17 protein-coding genes and 1 tRNA gene are annotated in these 17,198 nt (G+C 69.6%); 14 read left to right on the forward strand and 4 right to left on the reverse strand.

Annotated features, from left to right (window positions below):
* Positions 1-33: 33 nt before the first annotated feature.
* The 4 genes from ABD169_RS05225 (at position 34) to ABD169_RS05240 (ending at position 3,870) form a co-directional block, all read left to right on the forward strand.
* A complete protein-coding gene (locus ABD169_RS05225) occupies positions 34-1,086 on the forward strand; it encodes an endonuclease domain-containing protein (protein WP_344031642.1) in 1,053 nt (350 codons plus the stop codon).
* 74 nt (positions 1,087-1,160) lie between these two features.
* Positions 1,161-1,553 (forward strand): GntR family transcriptional regulator, encoded by a 393-nt coding sequence (locus ABD169_RS05230; RefSeq protein ID WP_344030194.1) that lies wholly within the window; start codon positions 1,161-1,163, stop codon positions 1,551-1,553.
* Positions 1,550-2,635 carry a DUF1648 domain-containing protein gene (locus tag ABD169_RS05235; RefSeq protein WP_344030197.1) on the forward strand — a complete coding sequence of 362 codons (1,086 nt, stop codon included), beginning with the start codon at positions 1,550-1,552 and terminating at the stop codon, positions 2,633-2,635. Before ABD169_RS05230 ends, ABD169_RS05235 begins: the two co-directional genes overlap by 4 nt.
* Positions 2,632-3,870: a CPBP family intramembrane glutamic endopeptidase gene (locus ABD169_RS05240; protein WP_344030200.1), complete on the forward strand. Its 1,239-nt coding sequence runs from the start codon at positions 2,632-2,634 to the stop codon at positions 3,868-3,870. Before ABD169_RS05235 ends, ABD169_RS05240 begins: the two co-directional genes overlap by 4 nt.
* Here the strand turns inward: ABD169_RS05240 and ABD169_RS05245 are convergent.
* Positions 3,867-4,358, reverse strand: a complete 492-nt coding sequence (locus ABD169_RS05245) for an S-ribosylhomocysteine lyase (protein ID WP_344030203.1) — start codon at positions 4,356-4,358, stop codon at positions 3,867-3,869. The genes ABD169_RS05240 and ABD169_RS05245 overlap by 4 nt on opposite strands.
* Positions 4,359-4,536: 178 nt before the next feature.
* Positions 4,537-4,833 carry a hypothetical protein gene (locus ABD169_RS05250; RefSeq protein ID WP_046456135.1) on the reverse strand — a complete coding sequence of 99 codons (297 nt, stop codon included), beginning with the start codon at positions 4,831-4,833 and terminating at the stop codon, positions 4,537-4,539.
* 360 nt (positions 4,834-5,193) lie between these two features.
* On the opposite strand from ABD169_RS05250, the gene ABD169_RS05255 reads away from it, so the two are divergent.
* The 10 genes from ABD169_RS05255 (at position 5,194) to ABD169_RS05300 (ending at position 14,493) form a co-directional block, all read left to right on the forward strand.
* Positions 5,194-5,796 (forward strand): phosphorylase family protein, encoded by a 603-nt coding sequence (locus ABD169_RS05255; protein ID WP_344030206.1) that lies wholly within the window; start codon positions 5,194-5,196, stop codon positions 5,794-5,796.
* A gap of 49 nt (positions 5,797-5,845) precedes the next feature.
* On the forward strand, positions 5,846-6,250 hold the full coding sequence (locus ABD169_RS05260; RefSeq protein ID WP_344030208.1) for a fluoride efflux transporter FluC: 405 nt from the start codon (positions 5,846-5,848) through the stop codon (positions 6,248-6,250).
* Positions 6,247-6,660, forward strand: a complete 414-nt coding sequence (locus tag ABD169_RS05265; protein WP_344030211.1) for a fluoride efflux transporter FluC — start codon at positions 6,247-6,249, stop codon at positions 6,658-6,660. The genes ABD169_RS05260 and ABD169_RS05265 overlap by 4 nt, the downstream gene beginning before the upstream one ends.
* 216 nt (positions 6,661-6,876) lie before the next feature.
* The gene (locus ABD169_RS05270) at positions 6,877-8,103 is read left to right on the forward strand and encodes an ROK family transcriptional regulator (RefSeq protein ID WP_344030214.1); all 1,227 of its coding nucleotides are present in this window, start codon (positions 6,877-6,879) and stop codon (positions 8,101-8,103) included.
* Positions 8,100-9,284 (forward strand): Gfo/Idh/MocA family protein, encoded by a 1,185-nt coding sequence (locus ABD169_RS05275; RefSeq protein WP_344030217.1) that lies wholly within the window; start codon positions 8,100-8,102, stop codon positions 9,282-9,284. Before ABD169_RS05270 ends, ABD169_RS05275 begins: the two co-directional genes overlap by 4 nt.
* A 59-nt stretch (positions 9,285-9,343) precedes the next feature.
* The gene (locus ABD169_RS05280; RefSeq protein WP_344030220.1) at positions 9,344-10,612 is read left to right on the forward strand and encodes an ABC transporter substrate-binding protein; all 1,269 of its coding nucleotides are present in this window, start codon (positions 9,344-9,346) and stop codon (positions 10,610-10,612) included.
* Positions 10,609-11,574 (forward strand): carbohydrate ABC transporter permease, encoded by a 966-nt coding sequence (locus ABD169_RS05285; RefSeq protein WP_344030223.1) that lies wholly within the window; start codon positions 10,609-10,611, stop codon positions 11,572-11,574. Before ABD169_RS05280 ends, ABD169_RS05285 begins: the two co-directional genes overlap by 4 nt.
* Positions 11,567-12,439 carry a carbohydrate ABC transporter permease gene (locus ABD169_RS05290; protein WP_052961495.1) on the forward strand — a complete coding sequence of 291 codons (873 nt, stop codon included), beginning with the start codon at positions 11,567-11,569 and terminating at the stop codon, positions 12,437-12,439. The genes ABD169_RS05285 and ABD169_RS05290 overlap by 8 nt, the downstream gene beginning before the upstream one ends.
* Positions 12,440-12,463: 24 nt before the next feature.
* Positions 12,464-13,474, forward strand: coding sequence for a Gfo/Idh/MocA family protein (locus tag ABD169_RS05295; protein WP_344030229.1), 1,011 nt, complete (start codon positions 12,464-12,466; stop codon positions 13,472-13,474).
* Complete coding sequence (locus tag ABD169_RS05300; protein ID WP_344030232.1) at positions 13,471-14,493, forward strand: Gfo/Idh/MocA family protein; 1,023 nt, start codon at positions 13,471-13,473, stop codon at positions 14,491-14,493. The genes ABD169_RS05295 and ABD169_RS05300 overlap by 4 nt, the downstream gene beginning before the upstream one ends.
* 124 nt (positions 14,494-14,617) lie before the next feature.
* Here the strand turns inward: ABD169_RS05300 and ABD169_RS05305 are convergent.
* Together ABD169_RS05305 and ABD169_RS05310 are read right to left on the reverse strand one after the other, a co-directional pair.
* A tRNA-Ser gene (locus ABD169_RS05305) sits at positions 14,618-14,708 on the reverse strand.
* Positions 14,709-14,718: 10 nt separating this feature from the next.
* Positions 14,719-17,169 (reverse strand): helix-turn-helix transcriptional regulator, encoded by a 2,451-nt coding sequence (locus ABD169_RS05310; RefSeq protein WP_344030235.1) that lies wholly within the window; start codon positions 17,167-17,169, stop codon positions 14,719-14,721.
* Positions 17,170-17,198 lie beyond the last annotated feature (29 nt).

Consider the following 17,198-nt stretch of genomic DNA (forward strand, 5'->3'; position numbering starts at 1 on the left):
CCCGGGGCCGGCGCCGCCATGGAAGCTTGCGTGATGGAACATCTCTCTGCTCGCCAGGCTGCCGCACCGCTCGGTGGAACGCCCTGCTCGACTACGGCAGCGCTGCGCGCCGGAGTGAGCCGTCGTGTTCTCGAACATGCTCGATTCGAGGCGGTGCATAGAGGGATGCGGTGGTCGGCGGGTGGCATCGTCCGGGCGGGGCTGGCGGCGACGCCGCAGGGTGAGGGAGCATTCGAAGACGAAGCCTGGATGAAGCGCGTGATAGCTTGCGTCCCGCTCCTGCGACCGGGTGAAGCCATCAGTCATTCCACTGCGTTGCGGCTCCACGGATGCCCGATCGCAGGCGATGGTCTTGTGCACCTCACGATTCCAGTACCGAACCGGGGCCGGCGGCTCTCCACCGCGCGAGGGCACACCTGGCCGACGGAGTTCACCCGCATCCCGCTCGACCCGCTCGAAACAATGCCTTGGCTCCCTCCTGGCGGTCGTCTCCCCGCGATCCCGACAGTGGAGCCCGCGCAAGCGTTGCTGCAATCGGCTGGACTGCTCCCGTTGGTGGAGCTGGTGGTCGCGGCCGATGCGATCGTCGGGCAACGCCGGTCCTCGAACGGAACGGTATGGTCGCTGTCCACGCGGGATGAGCTGTCTTCTGCAGCGGCGGACTACACCGGACGAGGTGCGCGGCGTCTCCGCCGGGCGCTCGACTTCTCTCGGGTCGGTGCGGAGTCCCGCATGGAGACTCTGCTCCGGCTGCTGCTCGAAGCGTACGGACTGGCCGGGTACTTCGAACTCCAGCATGAGGTTCGCGATGGCACGGGCTTCATCGGCCGCTTCGACCTGGTCTGCGTCGAGTGGCGGGTCATCCTCGAATACGACGGAGAACAGCACCGCACGAGCCGCGCGCAGTACCTGCGAGACATCCGGCGGCTCGATCGGGCGCGGGATGCCGGCTGGACGGTGATCCGCGCGCATTCCATCGACCTGTTCGACGCCGCTGCCCGCGGGCGACTGATCGCTCGGCTCGCGCAGAAGCTCGGCCGGGTTCAGGCGCCTGCCCTCGTGGAGGCTGCGCTCCTGCCGAGCTGATTCCACGAAAATCGGATTACGATATCGGTAAAAGTTCATATTCGGCTATAATTTTTGTCATCAAGGAGGTGCGCATGCTGGTCCGGATCGATGCCGCGAGCGAGCGTCCCATCTATGCGCAGATCGCCGACTCCATTCGAGGATCGATCGCCGCACAGCGCGTCCTCGCCGGGCAGCTGCTTCCACCGGCCCGCGAGATCGCCGAGGGCCTCGGCATCAACGCGCACACGGTGCTCCACGCCTATCAGGCGCTCCGCGACGAGGGTCTCGTCGACCTCCGTAGGGGACGTGGCGCGGTAGTCACGGAGGCCGCACCCAAGCTGGTCGCCCTGCACGCCGACGTCGCGGTTCTGGTGGCGCGCGCCCGTGCCCTCGGGGTCGCCCCGAGTACTCTCGCCGCGATGATCACCGACCCCGCGCATCTCCGTGGCGAAGTCGTATCCGAAACAGATAGGAGCCTCCGATGACCCCTCACCCGACCGGCGTCCCGGGCTCGTCCAGCGCGTCGGGCGCGATGAGCGATGCACCCTCCTCCGATGTCGCGCGTGCGCGCCGGGCCGCGCTGTGGGTCGGCGTCTGGGCGCCGCTCATCGTGGTGGCGCTGGGCGTGCTCCTGCAGGTTCTCTGGATTCCGCGCCTGCCCGACCCGATCGCCACGCACTGGAGCGGCAGCGGCGGGCCCGACGGATTCTCCAGCCCCTGGGGCAACATCCTGTTCTTCGCCATCACCGGGATCGGTATGACGCTCATCTTCGCGGTGATCCTGCTGATCCCCCGAGGGCGGCGCCCGGGATTCCCGGCCTGGTCGAGCGCTTCCCGTTTCCTCGCAGCCTTCGGTGCGGCGACGGTCGTGTTCATCTCGGTGCTCATCGTCGGGCTCGTGCAGATCCAGCTCGATGTCGCCGATGCCCGAACCGTCGGGACCGTCGCCGGGCCGATGGTGGTCGCGGTGCTCACCGCTGCCGCTGCCGGAGTCCTGGGGTGGTTCGTACAGCCCAAGGTCACGGTGGCGGCGCCGGCTTCCGGCGACAGCGTGCCGCTCCCGCTATCCGAGCACGAGCGAGCCGTCTGGATCGGTCGCTCCCTGCCGAACGCCGGCTACCGATGGTTCGCAGGGATCATGGTCGTGCTCATGCTGGCCCTCTGCCTGGGGAGCCTGGTCGGGCAATTCGCGGGATGGTGGGTTCTCGCGCTGGTGGGTGCCCTGGTGAGCGCTCTGATCATCACCACCATCGGTTTCCGCGTTCGCATCGACGCGGCGGGCCTCGAAGCGCGATCGGTGCTCGGATGGCCGGTCGTGCGCGTGCGCGCAGCCGACATCGACCGCGTGGCGGCGGCAGAGATCAATCCCCTCGGCGAATTCGGGGGATGGGGATTCCGTTGGATGCCCGGACGGTTCGGCATCGTCCTGCGCACGGGCCCCGGGATCGTCGTCACGCGCCGCAGCGGGAGCATCTTCGGCATCACCGTCGACGACGCGGAGACCGGCGCGGCCGTGCTCGCCGCGGCCGCTCGGAGCGCCCGCACCGGATCGGAGGGCACGCGATGAGCGGCACCGAACTGCCGGTGTTCCCGGAGCACCCGGCCGGGGGCCTGTCCGGGGAAGCCGCTGCGCCCGCATCGCCCGGTCTGCCGATCGAGGTTCGGCGGGGCCCGTCCGCGGTTCCCTGGGGGTCGATCGCCGTGTTCGTCGCGGTGTCGTTCGGCTTGGCCTGGCTCGTCTGCCTCCCGCTCTGGACCATGGACCCGACGACTCCCGCATTCCCGGTGCTGTTCAGCCTGCTGGCCTCCGCGACCATGTTCACGCCGGGCATCGCCGTGCTGGCGGTGCGGCTTCTGGGAGCACCCGGGCGGCGTCGCGAGAGGCGTCTCGGCGCTGCGCTCGAGGAACGGGGCGGGTTCCTGCGGTTCCTCGGCATGTGGCCGCTCCGGCCGGCCAAGCGGGTCGTATGGTTCACGGTCGCCGCGCTGTTCCTGCCGATCCTGTTGACCTTCGTCACCGCCGGAGTCGCAGCCGCGTTCGGCTGGTTACGGCTCGATCTCGTCGGGTTCTCCGCCTACGCGGACACCGTCCGGGCATCCCTCCCGGCGCAGAGCCCGATCGAGGCGCTTCCACCCATCGCGGTGCTCGTGGCGCTCCAGCTGCTCTCCATGCCATTCGGCGCGTTGTTCAACGCGCTCCTCGCGTTCGGCGAAGAGGTGGGTTGGCGCGGGTGGCTGCTGCCTGCGCTGCGGCCGCTCGGTACCTGGCCGGCGCTCCTCGGGTCCGGCGCGATCTGGGGACTCTGGCATTCGCCGCTGATCCTGCTCGGGTACAACTTCGGTCGCACCGACTGGACCGGGGTCGCGTTCATGGTGCTCGGCTGCATGGCCTGGGGTGTGTTCTTCGGCTGGCTTCGTCTGCGCAGCGGATCGGTCTGGCCCGCCGTCGTCGGACACGGCGCGTTGAACGCCGCGGCGGGCACCTTCATGCTGCTCGCGGCGTCCGGGGCGCCGCTCGATCCGGCACTCGTCAGCCCGCTCGGTGCCGCAGGCTGGATCGTGCTCGGCGCGGTCGCCCTCGGACTCGGACTGTCCGGTCAGTTCCGAGCGCAGCCGGAGCTCGCGCCTCGACGCGCTTCCGGAGCCCCGAGCCCGCGAGATCTGCCGAAGCCGTCAGCTCCGCCGACCCCGGAATCGGCACCGAGCGGTACGCCGAGCCGGGCAGGCACCGCACAGGAACAGAACAGAGCCGACACCGAACGGGAACAGCCCCGAGCCGACACCGAACGGGAGCAGACCTAGGCGAGCACCGAACGATCGAACGCGTCAACGCTGATGCCCTGCTCGAGCACGGCGCGCGACCACTCGCGGGCCGAGTGCAGGCTGTGGTCGCGGTAGTTGCCGCAGCTCACCGCGTCCGTGCCCGGCACGTCGTCCCAGGTCACCCGCTCAGCGATATCGTCGAGCGACGCCTTGATCGCAGACGCGACGTCCGCGTTGCTCGGCTCGCCCCAGACGATCAGGTGGAAACCGGTGCGGCAGCCGAACGGAGAAATGTCGATCACGCCATCCAGACGCGTGCGCAGCAGGCCCGCGATCGTGTGCTCGATCGTGTGCAGTCCGGCGGTCGGGATCTCGCCCTCGTTCGGCTGCACCAGCCGGATATCGAAGTTCGAGATCGCATCGCCCTTCGGTCCGCGCTCCACCCCGATGAGGCGCACATACGGCGCACGCACCTTCGTGTGATCGAGCGCGAAGCTCTCGACCTCGGCCAGCTCGACTTCGCCCACGGCTCCTCCTCGGATCTCGAACACCGCACCGGTAACAAGAAGCAAATGCCAGAAGCAGAACGGCGGTGCGGCGCAGCAGGGTTCTTCCGAACCCACGCTACGCCGCACCGCCGTGAAACGGGCCCGCGTGACCGCGGATGACAGCGCGAGCGCGAACGCGCCCGCACTGTCGCGGCGGTCAGGCCGCCATCAGAGCGACCCGAGCCGAATCGGCCGAGCGCTCGACGCGAACATCCCAACCATCGGCCGAGAGCCGCTGCAGATCGTTCCCCGCCGCATCGAGATTCTTCGTCTCGACGAGGTAGAGCGTGCGACCGGAACCCCGGTACACCGAACGGTGCTCGGCCCAGGCCGGGATCCGCGGAGCGGAATCGGAGCCGAGGGCGTGGTACGGGGTGCGCGGAGCCTGCGCGACGGGAGCGACCGGTGCAAAGTGGCGCGTCGCGACGTCGCTGGCGTGCAGAGTGTGCTGCATGGTGCTGTCCTTTCTGTGTGTGCGGCAGCCGCTCGCGGTTCGCGGCGCGGCGCCGAGCGATCCTCGCCGAACGGCGGGAGCGCGGTACGTGATCGAACGCGAATGCGGTCGACCGGTGGGATCGGAACGTTCGAACGAACGCTTCCGGAACGGATCCGTGGATCCCGGTGGAATGGAGCGCTGCGGCCGGGAGCGAGCCGGTGTCGACGCCGGCCAATGAATGGCTTCTGGCGGACACGGCATGCGGCTGCGCAAGCTCAATCCGTAAGCATAACCGAAAAGTTTGAGAATTGCTAGACTCGGCCCGTGCGCGGCGTCGAGCCGTGCTGAAGAATCGCACGAAGACGCGGAAAGGGCGGCATGCAGCACGGAGAATCCACGGCGGAAACGCCGCAGCGAACGACCGCCCCCGGATCCACCCTGCTGGTCTTCGCGCACCGCGACGAAGCATCCGCGTTCAGCGACGTCCCGCACCTCGTCACCGGGGTCGGCAAGGTGAACGCAGCGGTGTCGCTTGCCGGGGAGCTGGCGAGCCGTGCCGGAGCCGTGTCGCGCGTCATCGTGCTCGGCACCGCCGGCGTCGTCGACGACGGCCCCGACCTCGACACGGTGTACCAGATCGGTGCCGTGAAGCAGCACGACTTCTCGCTGCCCTCGCCCACGATCGAGCCGCGCGGTCCGGTCCTCGCGCCGAAGCTGACCGTCGCGACCGGCGACGTCTTCGTCCAGGACGACGCGCAGCGCGCCCGCATCGCCGAGCTCGGCGCCGAGCTCGTCGACATGGAGAGCTACGCGATCGCGGCCCTCTGCGCGCGTTTCGACCTGGAACTCGTGATCCTGAAGGTGCCGTCGGACTTCGCCGACAGCTCCACCACCGACGAGGAATGGGACACCATCGTGTTCCGCAAGAGCGAACAGCTGCGCACGTTCGCCGAGGCGGAGCTCCCCGAACTCTTCGCCTGACCGCCAGAAATCCGTACCGCTCCGCAGGAGGGGCAGAGAGGGGACCGCCGTGAGGATCCGCGCGCTGCTGCTCGTCTTCGTCGGCGGTGCGGTCGGCACGGCGGCACGGGCGGCACTCGACGCCGCGATCCCGAAGCCGGGCGGATTCCCCCTCGCGATCCTCGTCATCAACGTGCTCGGAGCGCTCCTGCTCGGGATCCTGCTGGAAGCGCTGCTGCGTCCCGTACCCGAGCCCGTGGCGGTCGCCGACCTGAGGCTGCTGCTCGGCACCGGAGTGATGGGCGGCTTCACGACCTACAGCACGCTCGCGCTCGGCACGGTCGAGCTCGCTCACGGAGGGCTGCCCTGGGTCGGGATCGGGTATCTGGCGCTCTCGGTCCTGCTCGGCATCGCCGCCGCGACGCTGGGGATCCTCCTCGGCGGTCGGTTGCGTCGCCGGAAGGAATCGGCATGACCCCGCTCCTGCTGCTGGGCGTCGCGCTCGCCGGCGGCGTCGGCGCCGTCGCCCGGTTCTCGTTCGACGCGGCGATGCAGCCGCTGCTGCGGCGACTGGAGCGCCCCGGGTCCCACGGCTTCCCCTGGGCCACGCTGCTCATCAACGTGTCGGGCTCCCTCGTGCTCGGCATGCTCGCCGCGCTCGCGGGCCTCGCCGGGGGAGCGCAAGTGCTGCCGCACGAGTGGTTCGCGGTACTCGGCACCGGGTTCCTCGGCGGATACACGACGTTCTCGACCGCGAGCGTCGACGCGGCCCGCCTGATCGCGGCGCGTCGCTGGAACGCAGCCCTCGGCTACGCGGGAGGCACCGCCGTGCTGTCGACCCTCGCGGCGGCGGCCGGGTTCTGGGGCCTGGCGCCGCTCGTCTGAGCGTCCGAGCGTTCGAACGGGTCCCAGGCGCAGGCAGCGGGACCGGGTCCCGCCCGAACTTGCCCCGAACTTGCTCCCAGTTCGACCCGAACCGGTCCGGCTCCCGGCGGGAACCGTCCGCGCATCGAGGCATGTCTTGACATGCCTCGATGGCTCGTGGTGTACTTGCGAGCGCATTACGAAAGTCACTTTCTTAATTAGGACGGCGAGGTCCCCATGGCACCCAATGCGAGCGATGCGCCCGGAGGCAGCGGGCTGCCGAGCGCGGTGAACGCACGCGTGGCCGCTGCGCTGCTCGAGAGCGGGCGTGCGAGCGTGACCCAGATCGCGGAGCGCACGGGGCTGTCCCGTCCGACCGTCGACGCAGAGCTGACCCGGCTGCGGGAGCTCGGGCTCGTGCGCGTGGTCGACGACGCGGAGGCAGGCGAGCGCCGCGCGGGACGTCCCGCCCGATTCTTCGAGTTCTGCGCCGACGCTGGCCTCCTCGTCGGAGTCGATGTCGGCATCCACCGGCTGCGTGTCGTGCTCGCCGAGCTCGACGGTCGCGTCGTCGGATGGCACGAGACCGAGAGCGCGCTCGGCATCGACGGGGACGAGCGCATCGCCCTCGTCATCTCGACCGTCCGCACGGCGCTCCGCAGCTCGGGCATCGATCCGGAGCGGTTGCTCCGCCACTCCTGTCTGGCGCTGGCGGTCTCGGGCGTCGTCGACCCGGGGGGCCGTATCCTGATCTCCCACAACTTCCCGGAGTGGGAGGGGATCGATCTCGCCGGACTGCTGAGCGCCGAGTTCGGCTGCGCCGCCGTGGTCGAGAACGACATTCGGCTCGCGGCTCTCGCCGAGTTCCGCCTGGGCGCGGCGAAGCACGTCGACGACGTGGCCTACGTCTTCGCGGGGCATCGCGTCTCGCTCGGCCTCATCATCGATGGCAAGATCCGGCGGGGCAAGCACTCCGTCGCGGGCGAGATCGGCCTCGGCGGCTTCGCGTTCTCCTCCCAGGTCGACAGCACGGGCAAGCTCCGGTGGAGCAGTGCGGAGTCGGGCGAGCAGGTGTTCCGCGCGGCGGCGGCCGGCGATCGGGCTGCCAGCGAGGAGATCGTGCGGTTCGCGCAGGGCCTCGCGGTCGGCGTCGCGATCGTCACGATGGCGGTGGATCCCGATCTGGTGATCGTCGGCGGCGGCCTCTCGCTCGCCGGTGAGGAACTGCTCGGGCCGCTGCGTCGAGCGGTCAACGCCGAGATCACTCTGCCGGTGGAACCCGAGATCGTGCCGTCCCGGCTGGGGGCGGAGTCGGTAGCGCTCGGCGCGCTGTCGCTCGCGGCGCAGCGCGCAGCAGAGATCCGTCATCCGAGCGAGCCGCCCGCGGATCCGGGATTCGACCTCGCGCAGGTGCGCGCGGTCATCGAGCGCGCGAGCGCCCAGCCTGAAGGAGCCGACGGATGAACCCGCAGCATGGGGAATCGACGATGCTCCGGCTTGCGGTCGTGGGCGCGGGGGCCCGATCGGCGATCGCCCAGCACGCGGTCGAGTCCGGGGACGCACGCATCGTCGCCGCGGTGGATCCGAGCGCGAACGCGCGGGCGCGCGCCTCGGCGTCCTTCGCCTGCGAGGCGACGTTCGAAACCCTCGACGAACTGATCGCGGCCGCCGCATCGGGCCTCGACATCGACGCCGCGTTCGTCACCTCGCCCGACGACACCCATGCCGAGATCGCGGTCGCGCTGCTGAACGCGGGGATCGCCGTCTACCTCGAGAAGCCCCTCGCGATCGACGTCGACGACGCGGACGCGATCCTGGCGGCCTCGGCCGATTCGGGAACCCGCCTCTACGTCGGGCACAACATGCGGCACATGTCGGTGGTGCGCACCATGCGGGAGCTGATCCTCCGCGGGGAGATCGGCGAGGTCAAGGCGATCTGGTGCCGCCACTTCGTCGGCAACGGTGGCGACTACTACTTCAAGGACTGGCACGCGGACCGGTCCAAGGCGAACGGGCTGCTGCTGCAGAAGGGCGCCCACGACATCGACGTGATCCACTGGCTCGCGGGCGGCACCTCCGAACTGGTGACGGGCCTCGGCGGGCTCACGCTCTACGGCGGGATCGACGATCGCCGCGACAACTCGGATCGCACCATGCCGGAGTGGTTCTCACTCGATTCCTGGCCCCCGCTGAGCCAGACCGAGCTGAACCCGGTCATCGACGTGGAGGACCTGTCGATGGTCGCGATGCGCCTCGACAACGGTGTGCTCGCGTCGTACCAGCAGTGCCACTACACCCCCGACTACTGGCGCAACTACACCGTGATCGGCACCGAGGGGCGGCTCGAGAACTTCGGCGACGGGGATGGAGCGGTCGTGCGGGTCTGGAACACGCGCACGCTCTACTCCGAGCACGGCGACGCGGAGTACCCGGTGATCGGGGACGCGGGCGGGCACGGCGACGCCGACCGGCTCACGGTCGCCGAGTTCGTCGCGTTCGTGCGCGACGGGATCGCCACGACGACCTCGGCGGTCGCGGCTCGCGACGCGGTGGCCACCGCGGTCGCCGCGACCGAGTCGATCCGGGCAGACGGCGCGCCGCGCCGCGTGCGTCCGGTGGATCCGGGCGTCGCCGCGCGGCTCTGATCCGCCGGCCGCAGTTCCGGGCACGACCCATTCAGACCCCCGTATTCAAAGGAGAATCCATGAAGAAGAAGACCCTCGCACTCGCCGGGGCGCTCGCGGTGACCGCCCTGGCCCTGTCGGGATGCTCCGGCGGCGGCGCCTCCGAGGCGGCCAGCGATCACAACCTGAAGGCCGAGATCTCGTACGCGTTCTGGGACGTCAACCAGAAGCCGGCGATGGAGGCGCTGATCAAGGACTTCAACAAGGAGTTCCCGAACATCACGGTGAAGACGCAGATCACCCCCTACGCGAACTACTTCACGAAGCTGCAGACGCAGGGCAGCTCGAACACGCTGCCCGACGTGTTCTGGCTGAACGGCCCGAACTTCCAGCTGTATGCCTCCAACGACATGCTCGAGCCGATGAGCAAGGATCTGAAACCGGCGGACTACCCGAAGGCGCTCAACGACCTCTACTCCTGGCAGGGGACCCAGTACGGTGCGCCGAAGGACTTCGACACGATCGCCGTGTACTACAACAAGGCGATCTTCGACGAGGCGGGCGTCGCCTACCCGACAGCGGACTGGACCTGGGACGAGTTCCATCAGAAGGCCAAGGCGATCTCCGACAAACTGAAGTCCAAGGGCATCTACGGCGTCGCGAGCGGGCTCAACGGCGGGCAGGAGGTCTACTACAACACGATCCTGCAGGCCGGCGGCAGCATCATCTCGGAGGACGGCAAGAAGTCGGGCTACGACGATCCCAAGTCGATCGCCGGGCTGCAGTTCGTGCGCGACCTCGTCGCCGACGATTCGTCGCCGACCCCGTCCCAGCTCTCGGACACCCCGCAGGACCAGTGGTTCATCAACGGCAAGTCGGCGATGATCTGGTCGGGCACCTGGTCGAACTCCGAATTCCTCGGCTCGCAGGTGAAGGACTCGATCGCGGTCGCGCCGCTGCCGAAGGGCGAGCGCAAGGCGACCGTGATCCACGGCCTCGCCAATGCGGTCGCGAAGGGATCGAAGAACAAGGCCGCGGCGCTCGCGTTCCAGAACTACCTCGGCAGCAAGCAGGCCGCCGAGACCCAGGCGAAGCTGGGCGCCGCGAACCCCGCCTTCAACGGCACGCAACAGGCCTTCGTCGATTCGGCGCCCTGGGACCTGAACATCTTCGAGAACGCGGCGACCGAGTACGCCTTCCCGTACCCGATCTCGAAGAACACGGCGGCGTGGAACAAGCTCGAGAACGACCTGCTGCCCGCCGCGTTCAGCGGTGAGCAGCCGGTGCCCGACGTGGCGAAGAAGCTCGCGGCCGAGATGAACAAGGCGCTGGAGAAAGAGCAGAAGTGACGGGCTTCGCTTCTGCTCCGGGTGCGGTCGCCGCGCAGGCGACCGCACCCCGATCCGGGCGGCGCGGATCCTCGGATCCGCGCCCTCGGGCCCGCCTCAGGAGCTCCCTCTGGGCGCTCCTGTTCGTCGGCCCGCTGCTCTTCGGCGTGCTCGTCTTCTACATCTGGCCCATCTTCCGCAACGCCTACTTCAGCTTCACCACGTGGGGCGCGTTCGGCGGCGCGACCTGGACCGGGCTCGACAACTACGAGACGATGCTCGGCGATCCCGACTTCTGGCGCGCCATCGTCAACACGCTGATCTACGTCGGCATCCTGCTGCTCGGGATCCCGGTCGCGGTGCTCTTCGCCGCGCTCATCAACCGGCCCGGCCTGCGGTTCGCGGCGGTCTACCGCACGGCCTTCTTCCTGCCCTATGTGGCGATGCCGGCGGCCGTGGCCATGGTGTGGCGGATCATCTTCAACGGCGATTTCGGGATCCTCAACTACACGCTGTCGCTCGTCGGTATCACAGGGCCGAACTGGCTCAGCACCGAGTGGTTCGCGCTGCTGTCCGTCGGGCTCGTCGGCATGTGGATCTCGCTCGGCTTCAACCTGATCGTGCTCTCGGCAGGCATGCGGGGGATCCCGCCCGAGATGTACGAGGCATCGACCCTCGACGGAGCGAGCCGCGCCCGGCAGTTCTTCTCCATCACGGTGCCGCTCCTCAGCCCGTCCATCTTCTTCGTCTCGGTCATGACCGTGATCACCGGGTTCCAGGTCTTCGACCTGCTCTACGCGCTCATGGGCACGCAGAACCCCGCGATCAACCAGACCCAGTCGCTCGTCTTCCTCTTCTTTGCGCACCAGCAGGCCGGGGACAACGGGTACGCGGCGGCGGTCGGCGTGGCGATTCTGCTGCTCGTCGGCGTGTTCACGATGCTCCAGTTCCGGATGCAGAAGCGGTGGGTGACCTATGACTGACACGCAGACGACCGCGCTCGCCATCCGGCAGCGCGCAGCGGGCAAACGGCTCCGACTCGGCAACGGCGTCACGCACGCGGTCCTGATCGTCGCGTCGCTGACCATGATCTTCCCGTTCCTCTGGCAGATCCTCATGTCGCTCGCGACCAACGCCCAGGTCACCTCGGTGCCGCCCACCTTCTGGCCGGGCGAGCTGCACTTCGAGAACTTCGCGCACGTGTTCGACCAGCTCCCGTTCCTCAACCAGCTCTGGGTCTCGGCGGCGGTCACGACGATCCGCACGGTGGGGCAGCTGCTGCTCTGCTCCATGGCGGGGTACGCGTTCGCCCGCCTCGAGTTCCCGTTCAAGCGCACGATCTTCGCGATCGTCCTCGCGATCCTCATGGTGCCGCCGCAGGTCTACCTGCTGCCGCAGTACCAAATCGTTCAGGGCCTCGGCTGGCTCAACACGATCGCGGGCATCGCCGCCCCCGGCATCTTCAGCGCGTTCGGAACGTTCATGATGCGGCAGTTCTTCATGGGCCTGCCCGAGGAGCTCTCGGAGGCCGCCCGGCTCGACGGGGCGAACCACTTCCAGATCTTCTGGAAGATCATGCTGCCGCTCGCGAAGCCCGGTCTCTCGGCGCTCGCGATCATCACGGTGCTCGCCTCCTGGAACGACCTGCTCTGGCCGCTGATCGTCGCCACCGACGCCACGCAGATGCCGCTCGCACCGGGGATCGCGACGCTCACCAGCCAGCGCTCCATCCCCGACTATCCGCTGCTCCTCGCCGCCAGCCTGCTGGCGATGGCACCGGTGCTCATCCTGTTCCTCTCCATGCAACGGCGCGTGATCGACGGCATCGCGTTCTCGGGGCTGAAGTAACCCGTGAAGAAAGGTGCTCCTCCAGTGAACCCCCTGCGTATCGGCCTCATCGGAGCCGGCGGAATCTCCCGCGTCCATGCCGACGGGTGGCGAGCGCTCGACGCCGACGTGACCGTCTACTCGCACGAGGGCGCCGAGGCGCTCGCCGCCGAGTACGGATTCGCGATCGCGTCCGATCTCGATGCGCTGCTCGCCGCGTGCGACATCGTCGACATCGTGACCTCGACGCCCAGCCACGGCCCGCTCGCGCACGCCGCGATCTCCGCCGGCAAGCACGTCATCTGCGAGAAGCCGCTCGCCGGCACCGCGGACGAAGCGCGGCAGATCGTCGATGCGGCCCGGCGCGCCGGGGTGCGATTGTTTCCCGCGCACGTCGTCCGCTACTTCCCCGACTACGTCGCCATGCACGAGCAGGCGGTCGCCGGGAGGATCGGGGACCTCGCCGTGCTGCGCTTCCTGCGCGGGGGAGAGGCGCCGCGCACCGGATCCTGGTTCCACGACGAGGCCGAGGGCGGCGGGATCATCCGCGACCAGATGATCCACGATCTGGATCAGGCGCTCTGGTTGGCCGGGGACGTCGTGCGGGTCTACGCGGTGCGCAGCGCTCCGGCGGACGATGCCGTCGCGCCCGACGCCGTGACCGCTCACGTCTTGCTCACGCACGCGAGCGGGGCCGTGTCGCATGTGCAGGGGACCTGGGGGCCGCCGGGAATGCGGTTCCGGACGAGCGCGGATCTCGCGGGCAGCGGCGGGACCCTGTCGATCGATTCGACCGCCCACGATCCGAGCCGGATCGAGCTGCCGGGTGCGATGGACGGGACCGGGTATCTGCCTCCGCAGGCCAACGCCGTCAGCCCCTACACCGCCGAGCTGCGCGCCTTCGTCGAGGCGATCGCAGCCGGATCTTCGGCAGCGGTGAGCCCGGCGGACGGCGTGCGCGCCGTGCAGCTCGCGGAAGCCGCCTCGGCGTCGCTGCGGACCGGTCAGCCGGTCGACGTCGCGCTCGACCCGATCGAATCGGAGGAGACCCGATGAACGCCGAACAGAACAAGCCGCTCCGGATCGCGGTGCTGTCGTTCGCCCACACGCACGCCATCAGCTACTGCGAGGCCCTGTCGGGTCGCGCGGACATCGAACTCGTCGTCGCCGATCCGGACGGTGCCGCAGCTCCGGACGACGCGCCGCGAGGGGCGGAGCTGGCGGCCTCCCTGGGCGTCGACTACGTCGACAGCTACGCCGACGCGCTCGCGTGGGGCCCGGACGCGGTGATCGTCACCGCCGAGAACGCGCGGCACCGGGAGCTGGTCGAGCTCGCCGCGGAGGCTGGTGCGCACGTGCTCTGCGAGAAGCCGCTCGCCACGACGCTCGAGGACGCCCGGGCGATGCTCGCAGCGACGGAACGCGCCGGGGTCGCGCTCATGACGGCGTACCCGGTGCGGTTCGCGCCCGCCTTCGCCGATCTGGTGCGTCGCGTACGCGATGGGGCGCTTGGCACGATCCTCGCGGTGCGCGGCACGAACAACGGCAAGCTCCCGTCGGATCGCGCCTGGTTCACCGACCCGGAGCTGGCCGGCGGCGGCGCGCTCGTCGACCACGTCGTGCACTGCGCCGACCTCATCGACGAACTGCTCGGCGCGCGAGCCGAGACGGTCTACGCCGTGGCGAACCGCACGATCCACGCGGGAGCCGCGGTCGAGACCGGTGGCCTCGTGACCGCGAAGTACCCCGGCGGGGTCATCGCGAGCATCGACTGCACGTGGAGCATGCCCGAGAGCGGACCGGCCTGGGGCGGGCTGACGCTGCAGGTGATCGGGACGCGCGGCAGCATCACGATCGACCCCTTCGCCCAGCACGTGGCCGGGATCGCGTCGGACGGGGCGGTCTGGGCCTCGACCGGCGACAACCTCGATGCGGCCATGCTCGACGAATTCCTGGACGCGGTGCGCTCAGGGCGAGCACCCAGGCCCGACGGCGCCGTCGGACTGCGGACGCTCGAGGTCGTCGACGCCGCGCGCCGATCCGTCGCGAGCGGTGAGGCGGTGCGGCTCGGGTGAGCGCGAGCGGTGGTCCGGTCGGTGAGCCGGACCACCGGCCGGAAGCGTGGGCAGAACGTGGGCAAACGCCGCCGGAAATGACTGAGGCCCCGGCTCCCCGCAAAGGGAGTCAGGGCCTCAGCTCTGGCGGTGACGGTGGGATTTGAACCCACGGTAGGGGGTTACCCTACACAACTTTTCGAGAGTTGCACCTTCGGCCGCTCGGACACGTCACCGAGAAAGAGCTTAGGGGATGCGGGCGCCGAATGTGAAATCGGCGTGTTCCTGCGCGAGTCGCTCGACCAGCTCGCTGCGATTCGCGGCTCCGAGCTTGGCGCGGGCCTGGGCGATGTGCGACTCGACCGTCCGGACGCCGCAGCCCATCCGCTCCGCGATCTCGCGGTTCCCCAGGCCCTGCGCGGCGAGTTCGGCCGCTGTCCGCTCCCGGGCGGTCAACGGGGTGCGTGCCGGCTGCTGCGTCGGCCGGGGGATCTGTTCGCGCATGCGCCACGGGAGCGAGAGCGTGATCGCGGTGTCGATCCGTTCGAGCAGGCGGTCGCAGCGTCCGACCGCGCCGGACGCGCGGCGTTTCAGCTGGATCCGCCGTGCGGCGTTCGCGGCGTTCTCGGCCGCGGCCCAGTGCTCGCTGTCGCAGAGGTGCTCGGCGATACGGAGCAGCTCGACCGGGTTCTGCTGATCGAATGCACGACGGTGCGCGGCGGCGACGGCGACGAGCGGTGCCGGCTGTTCTTCGACGTCGATGCGCACGACGGACGGGTCGAGGGATTCGAGGCGGCCGGCGAGGTAGCCGACGATGCCGGTGAACGTGGTGTCGACGCTCGAGGGGGCAGTGCGGTCCCGATGGTTCTCAGCGGTCAGCGCGCGGGCGATGAGGGCGACGGTGTGCGTGAGACGCTTCGGGAGGAACATCGGCAGTCGCTGCTCCATGCGCTGCCATTCGAGCAGCGCATGGTGCGCGTCTCCGGCGGAGAGCGCGCCCGCGGCGGCTTCGAGGTGGCCGAGCCAGATCAGGTGGGAGGCTCCGGCCGGCAGCCGCCGAGCCACCCCGCGCAGATCCTCGGCGTGCTCGCGCAAGGTGTCGGTGAACAGCGTGTTGAGGGCCCATCCCAGCAGGATCGATCCGTGCAGGTGGTGGAGCACCCGGGACTCGGGCAGGCCCATGCGGCCCGTGAGCGTCCGGGCCGCCGCTGCGAGGGACCGTGCGGGGATCGCCCCGCGCGGCACCGCGTCGAGCACCTGCAGGATCCCGGCCGCGCAGGCCACCTCGGGAGAGGGGTGGGACGCGGCGCACGCGGTGATGGTCGCGCGGTCGGAACCCAGGGGCTCGGTGTCGTTGAGGCGGCTCAGCACGAGGGCGGTCGAGGCCTCCGAGGAGCCAGCGGGATCCAACTGCGCGAACGCGTGCGGATCCGAGGGGTCGACTCCCGATTCCGCGCTCAGCACCGCCCAGGCGTTGAGGTGGGCGAGCCGCGGCACCGGCTCCGCGGGGATCGCGGTCCCGACCAGGGCCGAGAGGCCCGTCGGGGCGCCCTTGAGTCCGGCGAGCGCGCGGACTCGCGTCTGCGGCTCCAGGGGCTGGCCGAGTGCGCCCGCTCGGAGGAACAGCGCCCGGGTGAGCCCGTCGACGCCGAAGGTCAGCCGCTGCTCGAGCACTCGGTGCAGCACGGCGGCCTGCGCGGCGCGCGGGATCTCGCTCGACAGGGGAGTGCGCGCGCAGAACTCGGCGTCCCGATCCGAGAGGGGAAGGCCGAGCATCTCGAGGCTGAGCAGTCCCTCGGTGATGCGCCGACGCGTGACCTCGAGCTCCTGGCTGGAGATCGTGCTGCGCAGCGGCACCGCGATGAATTCGGGAACGTGGAGCAGATCCGATGACCCGTACTGGATGGCGATGCCGCGATCCGTGAGCTCGCGCAGCAGGTCGCCGCCGGTCAGCTCCTCCGCGGATGCGGGGTCGAGGGGGTCGAGCTCGGACAGCACCGCGGCCGCGGCGAGGGTCTGCGTGTCGAGGCCGTGCGCGAGGCGGGAGGCCGCCTGCATGGCCGGCAGATTGAGCTCGTGGAGCCGGTCATGACGGATGCTGGGCCGGGGACCGGGCACGAGCTGCCCCGATTCCGCGATCGTCAGCAGATCGAGGGCCCAGTGGGGGCGCCCGAGCGAGAGCTGCTGTATCGCCCCGACCGTCGCCGAGTCGAGCGGCTGCTGTGCATGCCGGTGGGCCAGATCCGCGATCTGCTCGAGTTCGAACGGCTCGAGTCGGATCCGGACCGCTCGTTCGAGCGATGCCAGCGTGCTCGGGTCCTCGGCGACGAGCGCCTCGATGGCGTCGGAGTAGCTGTTGCGCAGTTCGCTGATCTCGAGGGCCCCGATGGCGTGACCTCCGGCGTCGATGAAGGACTTGAGCGCACGGAGCGTCTCGAGGTCGGCGCGCTCGAGCCGGTCCAGCAGGAGCACGCGGTGGGGCTGCATCGCGGCGACGCGCTCAGCCGCGCCCGGCAGCGCGCAGTCGATGAGCTCGCTCCGGCCGACGGCCGATCCCAAGCGGATCTGCACCGCGCGGAGCTCGTGACTGTGTCCGAGTCCGGTCTCACCGAGCACGAGCACGAGCGAGTGCCGTTCGAACTCCGAGAGTATCGCGTCCGTTATTCCTATGCGCAGCTGAAAGAGCCGATCCACCATGGGTCACATCTCCTGAAGATCACCAATGT

This window comes from Leucobacter iarius (genome assembly GCF_039530105.1).
Taxonomy (GTDB): Bacteria; Actinomycetota; Actinomycetes; order Actinomycetales; family Microbacteriaceae; genus Leucobacter; species Leucobacter iarius.